This window comes from Christiangramia forsetii KT0803, assembly GCF_000060345.1.
Classification (GTDB): Bacteria; Bacteroidota; Bacteroidia; order Flavobacteriales; family Flavobacteriaceae; genus Christiangramia; species Christiangramia forsetii.
The window spans coordinates 2,043,489-2,060,003 of record NC_008571.1 but is presented as its reverse complement, the minus strand read 5'-3'; the positions used below and the strand labels follow the sequence as shown (position 1 = coordinate 2,060,003).

Annotated in this window: 12 protein-coding genes; 4 read left to right on the top strand and 8 right to left on the bottom strand. The window is 36.3% G+C overall.

Annotation, left to right across the window (positions count from 1 at the left end; translation table 11 throughout):
- The first annotated feature begins 38 nt into the window (after positions 1–38).
- A complete protein-coding gene (ggt, locus tag GFO_RS09185) occupies positions 39–1,751 on the top strand; it encodes a gamma-glutamyltransferase (protein ID WP_011709827.1) in 1,713 nt (570 codons plus the stop codon).
- Here ggt and GFO_RS09180 read toward each other — a convergent pair.
- Positions 1,748–2,332, bottom strand: a complete 585-nt coding sequence (locus GFO_RS09180) for a pseudouridine synthase (protein ID WP_011709826.1) — start codon at positions 2,330–2,332, stop codon at positions 1,748–1,750. The genes ggt and GFO_RS09180 overlap by 4 nt on opposite strands.
- A 102-nt stretch (positions 2,333–2,434) precedes the next feature.
- Here GFO_RS09180 and wrbA point away from each other — a divergent pair, with 102 nt between their 5' ends.
- Positions 2,435–3,037, top strand: a complete 603-nt coding sequence (wrbA, locus tag GFO_RS09175) for an NAD(P)H:quinone oxidoreductase (RefSeq protein ID WP_011709825.1) — start codon at positions 2,435–2,437, stop codon at positions 3,035–3,037.
- A 112-nt stretch (positions 3,038–3,149) separates the two neighbouring features.
- Here the strand turns inward: wrbA and GFO_RS09170 are convergent, their stop codons facing one another.
- From GFO_RS09170 to GFO_RS09155, 4 genes are all read right to left on the bottom strand, one after another.
- On the bottom strand, positions 3,150–5,300 hold the full coding sequence (locus tag GFO_RS09170) for a M3 family metallopeptidase (RefSeq protein ID WP_011709824.1): 2,151 nt from the start codon (positions 5,298–5,300) through the stop codon (positions 3,150–3,152).
- A 130-nt stretch (positions 5,301–5,430) separates the two neighbouring features.
- A complete protein-coding gene (locus GFO_RS09165) occupies positions 5,431–6,462 on the bottom strand; it encodes a helix-turn-helix transcriptional regulator (protein WP_011709823.1) in 1,032 nt (343 codons plus the stop codon).
- A 125-nt stretch (positions 6,463–6,587) separates the two neighbouring features.
- Positions 6,588–9,146 (bottom strand): ABC transporter permease, encoded by a 2,559-nt coding sequence (locus tag GFO_RS09160; protein WP_011709822.1) that lies wholly within the window; start codon positions 9,144–9,146, stop codon positions 6,588–6,590.
- A gap of 2 nt (positions 9,147–9,148) precedes the next feature.
- Positions 9,149–9,829 (bottom strand): ABC transporter ATP-binding protein, encoded by a 681-nt coding sequence (locus tag GFO_RS09155; protein WP_011709821.1) that lies wholly within the window; start codon positions 9,827–9,829, stop codon positions 9,149–9,151.
- Between the two features lie 71 nt (positions 9,830–9,900).
- On the opposite strand from GFO_RS09155, the gene GFO_RS09150 reads away from it, so the two are divergent.
- Complete coding sequence (locus GFO_RS09150; RefSeq protein ID WP_011709820.1) at positions 9,901–10,587, top strand: arylesterase; 687 nt, start codon at positions 9,901–9,903, stop codon at positions 10,585–10,587.
- A gap of 6 nt (positions 10,588–10,593) precedes the next feature.
- Here the strand turns inward: GFO_RS09150 and GFO_RS09145 are convergent, their stop codons facing one another.
- Entirely contained in the window at positions 10,594–10,980 is a 387-nt protein-coding gene (locus GFO_RS09145) for a hypothetical protein (protein WP_011709819.1), read from the bottom strand.
- Between the two features lies 1 nt (position 10,981).
- The gene (locus GFO_RS09140) at positions 10,982–11,476 is read right to left on the bottom strand and encodes a hypothetical protein (RefSeq protein WP_188619039.1); all 495 of its coding nucleotides are present in this window, start codon (positions 11,474–11,476) and stop codon (positions 10,982–10,984) included.
- Between the two features lie 404 nt (positions 11,477–11,880).
- On the opposite strand from GFO_RS09140, the gene GFO_RS09135 reads away from it, so the two are divergent.
- Positions 11,881–12,102, top strand: a complete 222-nt coding sequence (locus GFO_RS09135) for a CDGSH iron-sulfur domain-containing protein (protein WP_011709817.1) — start codon at positions 11,881–11,883, stop codon at positions 12,100–12,102.
- Positions 12,103–12,436: 334 nt separating this feature from the next.
- Here GFO_RS09135 and GFO_RS09130 read toward each other — a convergent pair whose 3' ends face one another.
- Positions 12,437–16,393 (bottom strand): AsmA family protein, encoded by a 3,957-nt coding sequence (locus tag GFO_RS09130; RefSeq protein ID WP_011709816.1) that lies wholly within the window; start codon positions 16,391–16,393, stop codon positions 12,437–12,439.
- Between the last annotated feature and the right edge of the window lie 122 nt (positions 16,394–16,515).

The following is a 16,515-nucleotide window of genomic DNA, read 5'->3' as shown; positions in this document are numbered from 1 at the left end:
CATTTTCAACTAGATTTAATTTCTCTAAATCCATATAGATGACCAGTATCTCTAAAATTTTTCTCGGCTTTCTTATACTATTTATCTCAAGTTTTCAATTAACTGCTCAGGGAGGGAGAATTCCTGTTTCTGCTGAAAAAGGAATGGTGGTTAGCAGCCATTATTTAGCTTCTGAAGTAGGAAGGGATATTTTAGCTCAGGGTGGAACAGCGGTGGATGCCAGTATTGCAACTGCTTTTGCCTTATCGGTCACTTTGCCGTCTGCCGGGAATATTGGTGGTGGCGGATTTCTTGTTTATTACGGGGGAGATGCTGAAACCACTACATTTAATTTTCGGGAAAAAGCACCACTTGCCGCAACCCGGGAAATGTACCTGGATGAAAATGGTGAAATAAAGAATAATTCTAATCACGAAGGTTTATTATCGGTAGGGGTTCCGGGAACGGTTGCAGGGTTATATAAGGCACATCAGAAATTTGGAAAATTAGAGTGGTCAGAATTGGTTCAACCTGCGATTGAAATAGCAGAAAATGGTTTTCCGGTAAGTCCCCATTTGGTGGGTTTCTCCAACTGGGTTCTTGAGAATGAAGATGAATATCCTTCGACCGCTGAAGTTTTCTTAAAAAATGGAGAAGCTTTGGAATCTGGGGATATTCTTATTCAGAAGGATTTGGCTGAAACTTTAAAGCGAATCCGTGATAAAGGAGGGGTAGAGGGCTTTTATCAGGGGAAAACAGCGAGCCTGATTGCTGATTTTATGAAGTCTAACGGCGGAATCATTACCAAAAAAGATCTTAAGGTATATGAAGCTGAAGAAATGGAACCAATAACGGGAACCTATCGGGGGTACGATATTATAGGAATGGCGCCTCCAAGTTCTGGTGGAGTTGCGATTGTGGAAATGCTCAATATACTGGAAGCATATGATCTTAAGGAGAAAAAGCATAATTCAGCAGAAAGCCTTCATTTTATTACCGAAGCCATGAGAAGAGCTTATGCAGATCGTGCTCAGTTTCTGGGAGATCTAAATTTTAATGAACAGGTTCCTTTAGATAAATTAACTTCCAAAGAATATGCTGAAATGCTGGCAGATCAGATTCAGGAAAATATAGCCTCTAAAAGCGACTCTGCAAATTTTAACAAAGCCCATTTAGTTTATGAAAGTCCGCAGACTACCCATTTATCTGTAGTAGATTCAGAAGGGAATGCGGTATCTCTTACCTATACTTTGGAGCAATCTTACGGATCAAAGATCGTGGTCAAAGGAGCTGGATTTTTGCTGAATAATGAGATGGGAGATTTTAATGCTATTCCCGGATATACAGATACAAAAGGAAGAATTGGAACAAAACCCAACCAGATAGAACCCGGAAAAAGGATGCTTTCCAGTATGAGTCCAACTATTGTAGCTAAAGATGGGAAGCCGGTGATCGTAATTGGTTCACCGGGAGGGAGGACCATTATCAATACCGTGCTGCAGGTTATTCTGAATATGGTGGATTATGATATGAATATAGCAAAGGCAATTGAATCGCCAAGATTTCATCACCAATGGTTGCCAGATGTTACTTATTTCGAAGAATGGGGGTTTTCACCGGATACTCAAAGAATTTACTATGAGATGGGGCACGAATTTAAAATTCGTGAGTCTCAGGGTAGGGCTATGGGAATTTATTTAGATCATGAAACAGGAATAATTGAAGCTGCTGCAGATAGCCGCAGTTATGATGGCCGTGCGGTTGGGTACTAAAGGTCTACCTTATTCAGTTCAATAACTTCTCCTGCATCCATATTTTTAATGGTTTCATTTCCAATTCTAACCCTTACTAGTCTTAGGGTAGGAAATCCTACTGCTGAGGTCATTTTTTTTACCTGTCTAAATTTTCCTTCTGTGAGGCTAATGCTTATCCAGCTTGTAGGGCCGTGGCGTTCGTCACGTATTTTCTTTGCACGCTCTGGAAAAGAGGGGCGATTTTTTAATTTTTCCGCTTTACATTTTAAACTTTTGTATGCTTTACCAAAAATGCTTATTTCCACACCATTTTGTAATTTGATCATTGCTTCATCGGTGATATCACCATCCACCTGTGCGTAATATTCCTTTTCAATACCGCCACGGTTAATTTTTGTGCTTAGTTTACCGTTGGTGGTTAGTAACAATAGTCCTTCAGAATCCTTGTCGAGCCTGCCTATAGACATAGTACCTTCAGGGAAGTCATACAGGTCACCTAGCAATTTATGTTTTCCGCCAGGTTTCTGATTTGTGATAAACTGGCTCAGGTATCCGTAGGGTTTATAGATCTTAAAATGCCGATGGTAGTCTGTTTCCATATTCTATTTAAAATATTTCTGCGGAAAATTTATAAAAATTTTAAAAGTTATTCTGGACTAATCTAAGTAAGTTACTATAAATATGAAATTAAAACTTGGGTTATGAACATTGCAATTATTTATTACAGTGCCACAGGTACAAACCACCAAATGGCAAAATGGGCTGCTGAAGCTGCTAAATCTGAAGGAAATCATGAAGTACGGTTTAAAAGAGTAAGAGAAACGGCTCCAAAAGAAGCTATTGCATCTAATGAAGACTGGAAAAAGCATCATCAGGAGACTCAGGATGTTGAAGTAGCTGAACTTGATGACCTTGACTGGGCAGATGCAATAATTTTTAGCATTCCTACCAGATATGGAAATTTACCTTCCCAGCTTCAGGCTTTTTTTGATACGACCGGTGGCCTATGGAGTCAAGGAAAACTGGTTAATAAAGTAGTTTCCGGAATGACCAGTGCACAAAATCCGCATGGAGGTCAGGAAACCACTTTGCTATCTCTTTATAAAAGTATGTATCACTGGGGAGCAATTGTAGCTGCTCCAGGATATACCTCACAGGAACTTTATAAAACCGGTGGAAACCCATATGGTTTCAGTTCTAATGGCGGAGTTGATAACTTAGATGAACAATCTAAAAATTCAATCACACACCAGGTTGTGCGGACCATTAAATTAGCAGAATGCATTAAAAATGGTATGGACTAAAGTATTGTATTAGCTTTAAGAGTAAATTTAAGATTGATATGGATCTAAATAAACTTAAATAAAAAATGCCTTGAAAATTCAGGGCATTTTTTATTAGAATTTTTTTAAATCACTAATTATTATCTTCCGGAACCGGAAAACCACGGTCGCGCATTAAAGCATCAATTTCAGCATCTCTTCCTCTAAACTTTTTATAAGCTTCCGCAGGATCCATAGCATTTCTTGGAGCAAAAAGATATTTAACCAGCTTGGCCGCTACCTCCTTATCATAAAAACCACCCGGTGCTTCAGCAAAAGCTTCCGCAGCATCAGAGGTTAATACATCTGCCCATAAATAACCGTAATATCCCGTAGCATATCCTTCGCCAGAGAATACATGTCCAAAATGCGGAGTACGATGGCGCATCACAATTTCTTCTGGCATATTAAGCTCTTTTAAAGTTTCTCTTTCAAAAGTATCAGGATCAATTTTATCAGGATCTGTGGTATGATATTTCATATCCATAATTGCTGAAGCCAGAAACTCTGTAGTTGCAAATCCCTGGTTAAAAGTGGAGGCTTTCTTGATCTTTTTTACCAACGCATCAGGAATTACTTCATCAGTTTCATGATGTCTTAGAAATTGATTGATCACTTTATCTGTAGATAACCAGCGTTCCAGAAGCTGCGACTGAAATTCTGTATAATCCCTAACTCCGCTATTAAGTGTTGGATATTCAATATTCGCTGATAGGAAATGTAGTGCGTGACCAAATTCATGGAAGAACGTATTCGCATCGTCCCATGAAACCAGTACAGGCTCTCCCGGAGCAGGTTCAATAAAATTTGAATTATTAGATGAAAGAACGGGCTTTTTACCCATTAAATCACTGTAGCTACGATAGGTAGTAGCCCAGGCGCCGGAGCGTTTACCCTGTCTCGCATAAGGATCTAAGTACCAAAGGCCAACGAGCTTTCCGGAGTCTTTATCACTAACTTCCCAAACTTTTACATCTTCCTGAAAAACCGGAACACTCCCTTCTTCAACAGGGGTGAATTCAAAATTGAATAATTCACCGGCGGTAAAGAATAAAGCCTGCGTAAGATTACCCAATTCCAGGTACTGTTTTACTTCTTCACTATCAAGGTCATATTTCTCTTTTCTAACTTTTTCAGCATAGAATCTATAATCCCATGGTTTAATAGTAATATCTGCATTTTCTGAATCTGCTACTTTCTGCATGTCGCTAACTTCTTCTTTAACCCTGGCTAAAGCTGCCGGCCAAACCTGCATCATTAAATCCATAGCATTTTCAGGGTTCTTAGCCATTCTGTTTTGTAAACGCCATTGAGCGTAGTTGTCATAACCAAGTAATTCTACACGCTCATCACGTAATTTCAGAATTTTTTTTACGTTCTCATTATTATCATACTCATCGGCATTATCACCACGAGAATAATAATTATTCCAAACTTTTTCACGCAGTTTTCTTTCTGTTGAATAGGTTAAGAAAGGATCCATAGAAGAACGCGTATTGGTAACCGCATATTTTCCTTGGTTATCGCGATCTGTAGCAGCCTGTGCAGCAGACTTTACATAAGATTCAGGAAGACCTCCAAGCTGATCTTTTTCAAGATATATCACATAATTCTCTTCATCTGCAAGTATATTATTAGAGAAGCTTGTATAAAGCCCCGATAATTCCTTATTAATTGCAGCGTATCTTTTTTTATCTGCTTCGTTCAAATCTGCGCCCTGCATAGCAAAATCTTCATAGATAAGATCTATCACCCTTTGTTTAGCAGTATCTAAAGGATTTTTCTGTGATTTATCATAAACAGTTTTAATCCTTTTAAAAAGCGCTTCATTCTGACTGATCTTAGAAGAAAACTCAGAAATTTCCGGTGCCAATTCTTTTTGAACTTCTCTAAATTTGGGACTGGAAACATTACTGCTATAAATTCCGTAATAAGTAAAAGCTCTATCGAGTTCTGCACCTGCTTTTTCCAGGGGGATTATGGTATTTTCAAAAGTAGCTGCCTCGTTATTGGCAGTTATCTTATCAATATCGGCAAGATGTAACTCCATTCCTTTTCTAATAGCCGGTTTAACAAGGTCAACTTTCATTTCATCGAATGCTGGAACACCTTGATAAGGACCGGTCCACTCAGATAATAATGGATTTTTATTCATAGTTTTTTTTTCTTTTTCCTGGCCATTAGTATAGGCAATGATAGAAACCAGAGCAAATACACTCAGGCCTTTTTTAAGTCTTGGGTTCATATTTTTGTTTGCTTTTAAAATAGGGTTGAATATACGAAGATTTAAAAATTTATGTTAGTCTAAATTGATTCAGAAATAAGTTAAGAAGAACGCTGTTATGAAGAAAGTTAGCTGTTTAAACTTCTGGAGGCTATTTTTCAGGTTTTCCAGGAGTAGATTTACCAGATAGTATCTTCCTTGGGGAAACACCATATTTCGCTTTGAAAATTTTAGAGAAATAGCTTCGACTTGAAAGACCTAATTCATAAACAACTTCACTTACATTTTTATTACCTGTAGAAAGCATATTGAGGGACTTGCTCAATCTAACATCTCTGATATACTGATTAACTGTCTTGCCATAAATAACCTGAAAACCTTCCTGCAACTTATTAGTGTTTACACCTGCAATTTTCGCCAGGTCATTCACCGTACCTGTTTGTGAAATATGGGTATCAATATATTCTACCGCTACTTCAATGGCCTTACGGTCTTTTTCTTTGATATCTTTCTGTTCAAATCGCTGGCTATCCTTTTTAAACCTGGCCAGCATATAACTTAACACTTCAAGTGCTTTTGCACCGATAAAATTAATCCGGGGGAATCCAGTTAATTCGCAATTTCTTATCTCTTTAATTGCGTCAGCTGTTTTAAGGCTATAACTCCCGGTTTCCGAAATTCGGTTAGAAGCCTGGATATCACTAAATATTTTATAGAAAACCGGTTCTAGATCATGAAGGTCAAAAGAGAAGTATTCCTGAAATTTTAATCGGTCAATTTCAAGATAGCAAAGCACAATATCCTTGTCTTTATTAAAAATCAAACTGTGTGTTTCCTTATCTTTGGGAGCAGCAATTAGAAATTGATGATCGGTAATGTTAACTACATCCTCTTGATTTTTAAAATGACTTTTCACCTCACCTTTTACACAATAAATAAATCGAATTGGTTTTATAAAAGGCTGGGAAATCTGTAAACCAAGATCTTTTTTGAGCTTGCAACGATAGGTGTATAGACCTATTCCGTTGGGAAAATTTATTCCTTTAATACTGCCTTCTCCATTGTTCTCAGGTATCACGAGTTTAAACTCACCGAGATGTTCAGAAAAATCACTTCCAAATTCACTTGCGAGTTCAGGTATAAATTCATCTACATCATTTAATTCTAAATGATAGTTCTCCATATCTTGGTTGATTGAATATTTTAAAGTTAGCCAAACTTAAAAGTACGGTCTACTGTAAAAATTAGCATGACGATATCAGTTAAACTTTTAATAAATCCATATATTTTTGGCGTATTTAAAAGTATTTAACCGATCTCCTTCCGAAGCACTACCAGGGGCGGGCTTTTAATTACGCTCAAACTGTTTCCCAGTCCTATAGTCACTACTAAAAGAATAATTCCCGGAAGAAGTACAACAAAAGGAATCCAGGAAGGAATAAAAGTGGTTTCAAAAACAAAATAGCCCAGTAATAAACTGCTGATAAGAGAAAGCAGAATTCCGGAAAGTGCACCTAACACCCCGAGATAGAAATATTCGAAAGCCAGTATTTTTAAAATTTGATCACTTCTGGCCCCGAGAGTTCTTAATAAAACACTTTCCTTGATACGCTGATATTTACTGGTTCGTACAGCGCCAATTAGTACAATTATGCCGGTTAAAATGCTGAAAAATGCCATAAAATTAATCAGCCAGGAAATTTTAGTAAGGATTTTTTCAATGAGCGTTAATACCTGTCTAAGATCAATAATCGTCAGATTTGGGAAATTTTCTACCAGATTTTGTTGGAGTTCTGCGGAACTATTTTCATCTGGTACTTTTGTTGTTAAAACCCGAAATTGAGGTGCATCCTCTAGCACTCCGGCGGGAAAAACAATGGAGAAATTTAGCTGCATTCTACTCCAGTCTACGGTACGAATACTTGCAACCACCGTATTTAATAAAACACCCTGTACGTTAAAATTTACCTTATCTCCAACCTGAACCTTTGCGTCTTCTGCAAAATTATTACTAACTGAGATCGGGATAATTTCATTTTCAGGCTTGTTCCCTATAAACTCACCTGCTTCCAGGACTTCAGAAGAGATTAGAGAATCTCTATAGGTGGTTCGGAATTCGTGTTGCAAGATCCATCCATTTACCTGGGAAGTAGAATCCTCCCTAATATCATTCACAGCAACGCCTTTTAAACTTTCAACTCTCATTGTTACAATGGGAATATTCTCAAGCACCGGAAGATCTTTGGATCTTATAGTTTTAGCGACTTCTTCTTGTTGTTCAGATTGAACGTCCAGTAAGATCATATTGGGACTTTCGGCTTGTTCATCGAGTGAAGCCTGAGCCAATAAAAGATCTTTGGTAAAATAAAGCGTGCTAATTAAAAAAGTTCCAATTCCAATGGCCAATACGAGAATAAGGGTTTGATTTTGTGGTCTGAATAAATTAAGCAGACTTTGTCTTGGTATAAAACCCCAATTGGAGGGGAAATATCTTTTTATGAACTTCATAAATAGATTAGCAACTCCGGCTAGAAGCGAAAATGTAATGATGATCCCCAGGACAAAAAATAGGGAGTATTTCCAGTCTTCCAGTAACCAGAAGGCGAACAGAAAGATAAATAAAAAGATTCCTGCAAGAACTAAAACACCCGCTTTTCTGGACTTGGAAATTTCAGTATCCTGAACTCTTAATGTTTGTAAAGGTGAAACATATAAGGTGACTATTAAAGGGTACAACGCAAATAATACAGACATTAAAATTCCCAATAAGATACCCATAAAGATCACTCTTGGGCTCATTGAAATTTCAACAGTAACGGGTAGTATATCCTGAAGAAATAATGGAAATATTTGCTGTAATAAAAGTCCAAGAGCAGTTCCGGCAACCCCTCCGATAAATCCGATAATTGCAATTTGAATCAGGTAAATTGAGAACGTCTGCTTTTTAGTGGCTCCAAGACATTTTAGCACCGCAATAGAGCGTAATTTTTCTTTTATATAAATATGTATAGCACTGGCAATTCCAACACAACCAAGCAACAGCGCTATAAAGGCAACGAGATTCAGGAATTTCCCGAAATTCTCATAGCGCCTTCCCAATCTCTCACTGGTAGAAGTATGCGTATCGAGATCGGCATCATTTGTATCCAGAATAGGATCTAAATTGTCATCAAATTTTTCAAGATCCATTTTTGGGTCGGCAAGGAAATAGTATTTATAACCAATTCTACTACCTACCTGTACGAGACCGGTTTTCTCAATAAATCTATTAGGAATTATTACTGGAGGAGCAATGGAACTAAAAATAGCAGCACTGCCGGGAACAGATTTCAAAGCTCCTGCAACAGGGATTTCTATATTACCAATCTTTATCTTATCTCCAGGTTCAATCCCTAATTGTAACATAACGGTTGCATCAAGAAGTGCAGCCCCTTTCGTTTGATAATCTTTTGCAGCAGAAGCAGGCTCGGTTTCAAGCTCTCCATAAAATGGAAAATCACCTTTAATCCCACGAACACGAACCAGTTTTGTTCCTTCTTTTCCCGGAAATGCCGCCATGGAAGCAAAACTGATCTCTTCAGCTTTGGGACCGCCAAGAGAATCCATGATAAATGAAACTCGTTCATTCGGTAAATCTTCGGTGTCAATTATATAATCGGCTCCCATCAGGGATTTAGACTGAAGCGCGATATTTTCTTTTAGGTTATTGCTGAAAGATTGAATAGAAACCACTGCAGCAATACCCAAAACAATGGAAGCCATAAAAAGCGCCAGCTTCTTGCTACTCGCTTTTCCGTCACGCATAGCCATCTTTAAAAGCCAGATGAATCCTGCCTTTCCGGAATTATTCTGTTTAGGATGGAACATGTCTATACGTTTAAAGTTTCCATTACTCTTCCACCTTTAAGACGTAATATTCTTTGAGTTTTTTTCGCCAGCTCCATATCGTGAGTTACTATAACCAGAGTAGTGCCAGATTCTTCATTTAGTTCAATAAGCAGTTCTATTACCTTTTTCCCTGTTTCTTCATCAAGATTTCCCGTAGGTTCATCTGCAAAAAGTATCGCCGGTTTATTACTGAATGCCCTGGCAAGGGCCACACGTTGCTGTTCTCCTCCAGATAGCTGCGAAGGGTAATGATCAAAACGTTTTCCTAAACCTACTTTTTCCAGTAATTCTTTTCCTATTTGGGTGGCCTTTTTATCCCCGCGCAATTCCAAAGGGACAGCAACATTCTCCAAAGCGGTAAGAGTAGGTATTAATTGAAAATCCTGAAATACGAAGCCTACTTTTTGATTTCTTAAAACGGCTCTTTGATCTTCATTTAAATCGTTGATCATAGTTCCGCAAAGTTCAATTTTCCCTGAATCTGGCTGATCCAGGCCGGCACAAAGTCCTAAAAGGGTAGTTTTCCCACTTCCGGAAGGACCTACAATGGCAAAGGTTTCTTTTTCTTCTATATCAAAACTGATATTTTCCAAAACAGTAAGCTCTTTTGAGCCACTGCTATAGCTTTTCTTCAGATTTTCAATACTTAATATCTTTGCCATCTACTTACTTTTAGGTTTCTTTATCAATCGAAACAAAATAAAGAAATGATTTCAAATAAATCCACAGAACTATGAGAAGCTTCACCTTATTTTTATCATTGTTTATGTTTTTGTTTATTTCTTCCTGTGGAGAGGTGACGAAAAAAGATGAAAAGGAGACCAACCAGGAGTTAGAAGAAAATGAATCTGAAAAGGATGATAAGCCGAAGGTGATCCTTTTTTTTGGAGATAGCCTCACTGCAGGTTACGGATTGGAACAGGAAGAAGCTTTTCCTGCAATTATTCAGAATAAAATAGATTCTCTAAAGCTTTCTTATAAGGTTTTAAATGCAGGTTTGAGTGGAGAAACTACCTCCGGAGGTAAAAACCGAATAGACTGGGTGCTTAAACAAAATGTAGACGTGTTTATATTGGAGTTGGGAGCGAATGATGGTTTAAGAGGAATTCCTGTAGAGGAAACCCGAAATAATCTTCAGGCAATAATTGATTTCGTAAGAGCTAAAAATCCAGATATTGAAATTATTCTGGCAGGAATGCAAATTCCGCCAAATATGGGTCAGGAGTATACCTCTGATTTTAAAAGAATTTTCCCTGATCTTGCTGAAAAAAATGAGGTACATCTAATTCCGTTTCTACTGGAAGATGTGGCCGGGAACCCTGAACTTAATCAACAGGATGGAATTCATCCAACGGCTGAAGGGCAGAAGATACTTGCTGAAAATGTTTGGGAAGTGTTACAACCGATAATAAATAATTAGAACAATTTAAAGAGACTTTTTAATTTGTTTTAGTGCACAGACAGCACCCAGTGAGATGGCAGCTGTAGTTCCAAGGCTTCCTCCGAAACCTTCAAAATAAGAACCGGTCAAAAGAAAGATCACCGAAAAAATAAAACCCGATAGTCCAATAATCCAGAATTGGCGAATTATTCTGGAAGCAGCCATGCCAATAAAAGAAGCCCCCATTACCACCACAGGAATATTGGTTGTTAGGTAGTTATTCAGAATATCTGGAAAAATGAAAAATAATCCACCTGCTAAAACAGAAATTCCGGCAGATGCCATGACCCCACCTAGTTGTAGTTGGTTATTGAGATAAAATGTCACTAAAGCACTAATTATGCCTGCGATTAAAATTATTGCTATATCCATGCTAAGAGAATAAGAATAAGATTAAAGACATCAATGCAACTCCACCAAAGGCAACAGATCCTAATTTTCCTCCGTAACCATGTAAAGTGTCTTTTGAAAAAATCAGGAGCAGTCCACTAAACAGTCCTGCAATCGCAATAAAAAAATATCCATTAGCAATAATAGGAGCAGTCATCCCCACAAAAGTACCGCAATAGACAGCGACCGGTAACTCTCTTAGAATATCAGATTTTCTATTCAAGAATGGTAGAAATGAACTTATAAGCCCTGTAATTCCTGCTGCCAGAACTGCGCCTATATAATATTCAATATTCAACCAGTAAGTTGCTATAGCTCCAATAACAGTGAATAGGATTAGTAAGATGTCTATTTTTTTTAATCTGGATCTATCAGAATTAAATTTTTTAAAGTAAAAGAATCCTAATAATAAGCTAACGGTAGCAAGTATAAGAAGAGAAGGTATGCTTTCCAGATTTTCAAAAAAGGCTACGATCAAAAAGGAAAAGTGTAGCATCAGAAAGATGAAAATCGGTAATTTTTTGAGTTGTTTTTGCAAACTATTGAAGCGTGAAATTATTTTGAAATAGTTGCCGGCAAAAATGGGATTTTTTAATGTTTATTCATAATTAATCTAACAGCATATATAAGGATAGTTTTATATAAAGAGAAGTGTATTATTAATGAAGTGAATGCATTTATTAGAGAGAATAAAGTAGTTACTTAACTTCCGAAGAGATTTTTACTGGATGGTAGATTTAATGGAGAGGTTTCAACTACTATTAATATTCTTTAGAATTTTTAAATAAATTAAAAGGATAAAGCATTTTATCCCATATTTGAAGTTTCTTAGCAGAAAGTGAATTACGTTAATCAAACCAGTTATAAATAATCTAATATAAAATGTCTAAAGCAAAACTTACAGTATTAAGCAACGGTTCTTTAAAGGTACAGGGTGATTTTGAAATCGTAGATAAAGAGGGAAATGTGTATGATCTTGGAGGTAGAGAACAGGTGTCTTTATGCAGATGCGGATTATCAAAGAACAAACCTTTTTGCGATGGTGCGCATCGAAATCATTTTGAACATACTGCTGAAGCTTTTGATCTACCTCCAAAAAAGTAGGGAACATTCAATTAAGAATATAGGCACTGTCCAGGAGCAAGTTTTTTTACTTGTTGACATGGTGAAAATTATGGTGTTTATGCACCTAAAGACCGGAATCTCTCAGAGATTCCGGTCTTATATTTATTGCGCTATATAAACTAACCTAAAAAATACGGGTTTATTAAATGGAGAAATTCTTGATCAACTCATCTTAATCTTCATTTTTTAAAGTTGTTCACTCCATGTTTTCAGCAGAGATTTTTCACTCCGCTTTATTGCGCATCAAAATGGCCCAGAGGCGTGTTTGTTATCCTCTGTTTTTCATTCCAACGCAGGAGGAATCTTTACCTTGCTAATTTTCCTGAAAACTCTTTTCCTTCTTTCCAGTGCCAAGTCTAAACTTCGTTCTAAGTTTTTGCCTCCGGGGTTTATCACTGTTTTCGTCCTTTACCAGTTGAATATGGAATTTAGATCCAGCTTCCTGGTAAGTAGTTTTTTCGGGTAAAATGGTATTGTCCCTGCTTTTTAGATTATTCCACGGAAGAGACAGCCAGATATTAATATATTCATCCAGCTTCATGCGGCCCTCAACAAAAACATGCAGGGCCGATGACTGAATTTCTGTACGTGGAATTATAATTTCACCATCGATTACTTCAAACGTCTGCCTGATAGGTCTGAAAGCTAACGAATCAAAGCGCTCTTCTTTCATAAGAACAACACTTTCCATAATTGGCTTATAGTTGTAAAGCGCCAGGTCTTTTAGATCCAGTTGGAGCGTTCCATTTACCGAATCCATATTCAGTTGGCCGTTATTATTTAGAACAGCATCAGCATCCAGGTTAAGGTTTAAGTTTCCGCTTAATTTTTCCGTGTCTCGCAATTCTTCATTCTGAAAATAATCTAAACCTTTTACTAATTCTTCAAGGTCTATATTCTCCATGTTCAACTGAATTTTCACAGGAAGATTTTCTGAATTACCTATTCCGGCAACAACATTTAAATTTACCCGACCTTTCAGAAAGTTTAATCTGGTATCATTAATTTTAAAACTTCCATTATTCTGAAAACCTAAATCAGATCTAAAATTTGAAACCGCTAAATTGTCGTATAAAAGCGAATCTATCTCTATTTTTGCGGAAGGATAATAGGAGTTATGGATAGACTTTAAAATGGCCTTAAGTTTTTTGAGTTCTAGTTGCGATGTTTTGGAAGAATCAGTGTTTTTAGAAGTTGAACCGATGAATGTCTTTATATCTTTTTTATTTAGGTAAGGAGATTTTATAATAAAGGTGGATGAGTGAGATTCATTTTCCTGATCATTATTAATAAAATTTGAAAAATTATTGATCGAACCTTTAATATCCAGGGAACTTTTTCCGGGTAGGTCCACGTCCAGTCTTTCCAGGGTGGCAAGATTATTTTCAATATTTAAATCCAGGCTATCTACCAGAATTTGGATATCTGTACCCTCAATGTTTATCCTGGATTTATCCAGGCTTAAATATCCCTGCGCATTTGGATTTAAGATTTTCAAGTCTTTAGACTGACCTGCATAACTTCCCTTAAAATCAAAATTTCCGGATTGAAATACAAAATTTACCGTTTTAAGGAGGTCGTTCAAATCTTTAGACCGGCCTTTTACTTCCGCATAAAAATTAAAAGCAAATGGGTTTTGATTTGAACTCAAAGTACTCACATCATTTGCAGCAATACTTCCGTCAATTTTCGCATTAGAGCCTTTATATTTAATTCTGAGATCTTTTAGCTTAAGGATAGAGTCATTTTCAAAATATACCTGAGCCCCAATATCCCTGGTAATAAGATTTCTAAATTTTAAAGAATCAACAGCCAGGTAAAGTTCGGGACTCAACTCATTAATATTTTTAAAGACTTCATACAATTTGGGATTTTTCAACTCTTTCTCTGAATTGTTAGTGTCTGTACCAAATCCAATTTTCATCCACTCATCCAAATCAATATACGGAGCTTCAATTGCCAGTTTAATACTTCCATTGTTTTCAATTTCATCAAGAAGAAATCCTGGGAAATTTTTTATTTCACTATTTAAAGTGAACGGATAGTGGTCGCCCAATTCCAACTCAAAGCTATTTAAGCTAATATTGGAATTATCTACATTAACCGATAGGGAATCGAATCCAATATCCATTGCAGCATTTGGATAATAGAATCGGGAATTCAAAAGCTTTAGATCACCGCTGGCATTACTCAGTAATTCTTCTGATTTCTGTACGTTCCCGGTAATCTTTCCTGAAAATTGATAGGTGCCAGCATTAATATCAACCAGGCTGATATTAAATAGTTTCTGAAACATTTTAATAGGCCCAGAGGAGCTTGCCTCAAAATCAAGAAAAATAGGTTCAGCAACGGTATTTCCCGGCTCCGGAACTCTAATCGTTCCTTTCAATGCTGTTTTTGCATTGTTGTATTTAAAGTTTAAGTTGTCAAAATAGATAGTTTCAGCATTTGTAAAGCTAATATTGGTGTTGAAATCATTAAAAATCAATTCATTATATTCTACTGAATTTAGGTTTAAGAAAATTTCCGGATGGAATTTATTATAGATCGTTTCAAAAGTCTCATTCAGGGTTTTAAGGTTAGTTGCCTTCTTATTGGATTCAGGCATAAATTCTATAATGGTTGCAATAAAATCGTTCAGGTTAATATTTTGAAAATCCATGCTAACTTTAGTGGAAGTAGGTTTATTTGGATTATCAGATATTAAGGAAGACACATTTGTAATGGAACCTTTAAAAATCAGGTTTTCGCCATTGGGCAGATTTATTTGTAATTTTTCAAGTCTGGAATTTTTTTCACGTAGGTTGATATCTATAATTTCCACCGGCAACTGAAGACTGTTCTTTTTAAGAATTACATTGGTTTTATTTAAAGTAAACCTTCCGTTTGCACGATCAAAAATTTCAGAAATATCTGAAATGTCCCCGTAAATATTTGCTGCGAAAGTGAAATTTCCGCCCTGAAAGTTAAAATTCTCGTTTTGCAAAATTTTGGCCAGGTTTTCATTATTCCCGGCTATATTTACATTGGCTTCAACAAAATTGGCAGACTCCCTAGAAGATTGGAAATAAGAATCTTCGGCGACGATTTTTATGTCATCTAAATGAGCCTGAAAATCTTCAAATAAGACTCTAACATCTGCCTTCGATTGCTTTTTTTGTATTGAATCCTTATCATTATACAACTGATTGGTGAGTAATCCGTTAAAATTAACTTTGGTCAAATTATAATCATTTTCAATACTTATAGAATTAGCCTCTGTAGAAAATTGTCCATAAACCTTCGGGATATCACCATAACGAAATTTCCCATCCAGGGAAAGCATTGTATTTAAGGGATTCGTAATCTCGTACGCTGAAAGTTTAGCAGAAATACTATCAGGAAGAAAACTTCTTAAAGCGCCAAAATCGGTATTTGGATTCTTAAGCGAAAAATTATATTGAGTAACCTCATTAAAATCGAAATTAGCAATTACTTCAAACGATTCTTTATCCAGGTTTAATAAAAATTCAGGAATATTGATGGTGTTATTAATTTCTTGAACTACTATTTCAGGACTACCAGTAAGCATAGCGCCATTGATGTAACTGCCCTTCATTGTATTGAATCCTAAATCATTTACTTTAATGGTGAAATCCAGCGTTCCTTTTATATTATTGTCTTCTTTTTTAAATCTTCCACCAATATTCCTGATTTCAAGATTAAAAGATTTATTCAACATAGTGTCTTTAGAGACAAAATGTATATTTTTAAGTCTGATATTAAATTTATCTGAATGTAACCAGGCTGGCAATTCTAGTCCTTCCTTGCGATTTTTTTGACTTTCTTTTTTTAACTGAATATATGCTGCTACAGATTTTTTGGACAGAATCTCGGTCCTTATTTTAGCATTTTCAACAAGGATATTTTTAAACTGTATATCACCACTCAATAAGTCTTTTGCGGCAATGCTAACTTTTGCCTGTTTGATATAAGTAGTAGTTCTCTTGTCCAGAATAGTATCGGTTCCCACCTGTTGTATATCACTGATAGTAAAACCTACATTTGGAAAGCCTTCCAGAAATGTCGCATCAACATCGCCGATTTCTAAAGTACCGTTATTGTTATTTTTATACCATTCCTGCAATTCATCAATAAGTAGATCTCTACTGAACCAGCCAATAATAAAAAGTGTGGTAGGAACTAAAAATAAGAACCCCACGAATAGGCCAATTTTCTTTAGCCATTTGAGATGTTTTTTCTTGATATTTTTTGGAGCTGTAGAATTCAAACTTTGAAAAATCTATTCATGAAAGATACTGGTTTTAGCAATCTTTCTCCCTTATCATTTTAAATAGGAACTAAGGGATCAAAAATAAGACAAAATCACAGATCAAAGGAGATAGAATGTTT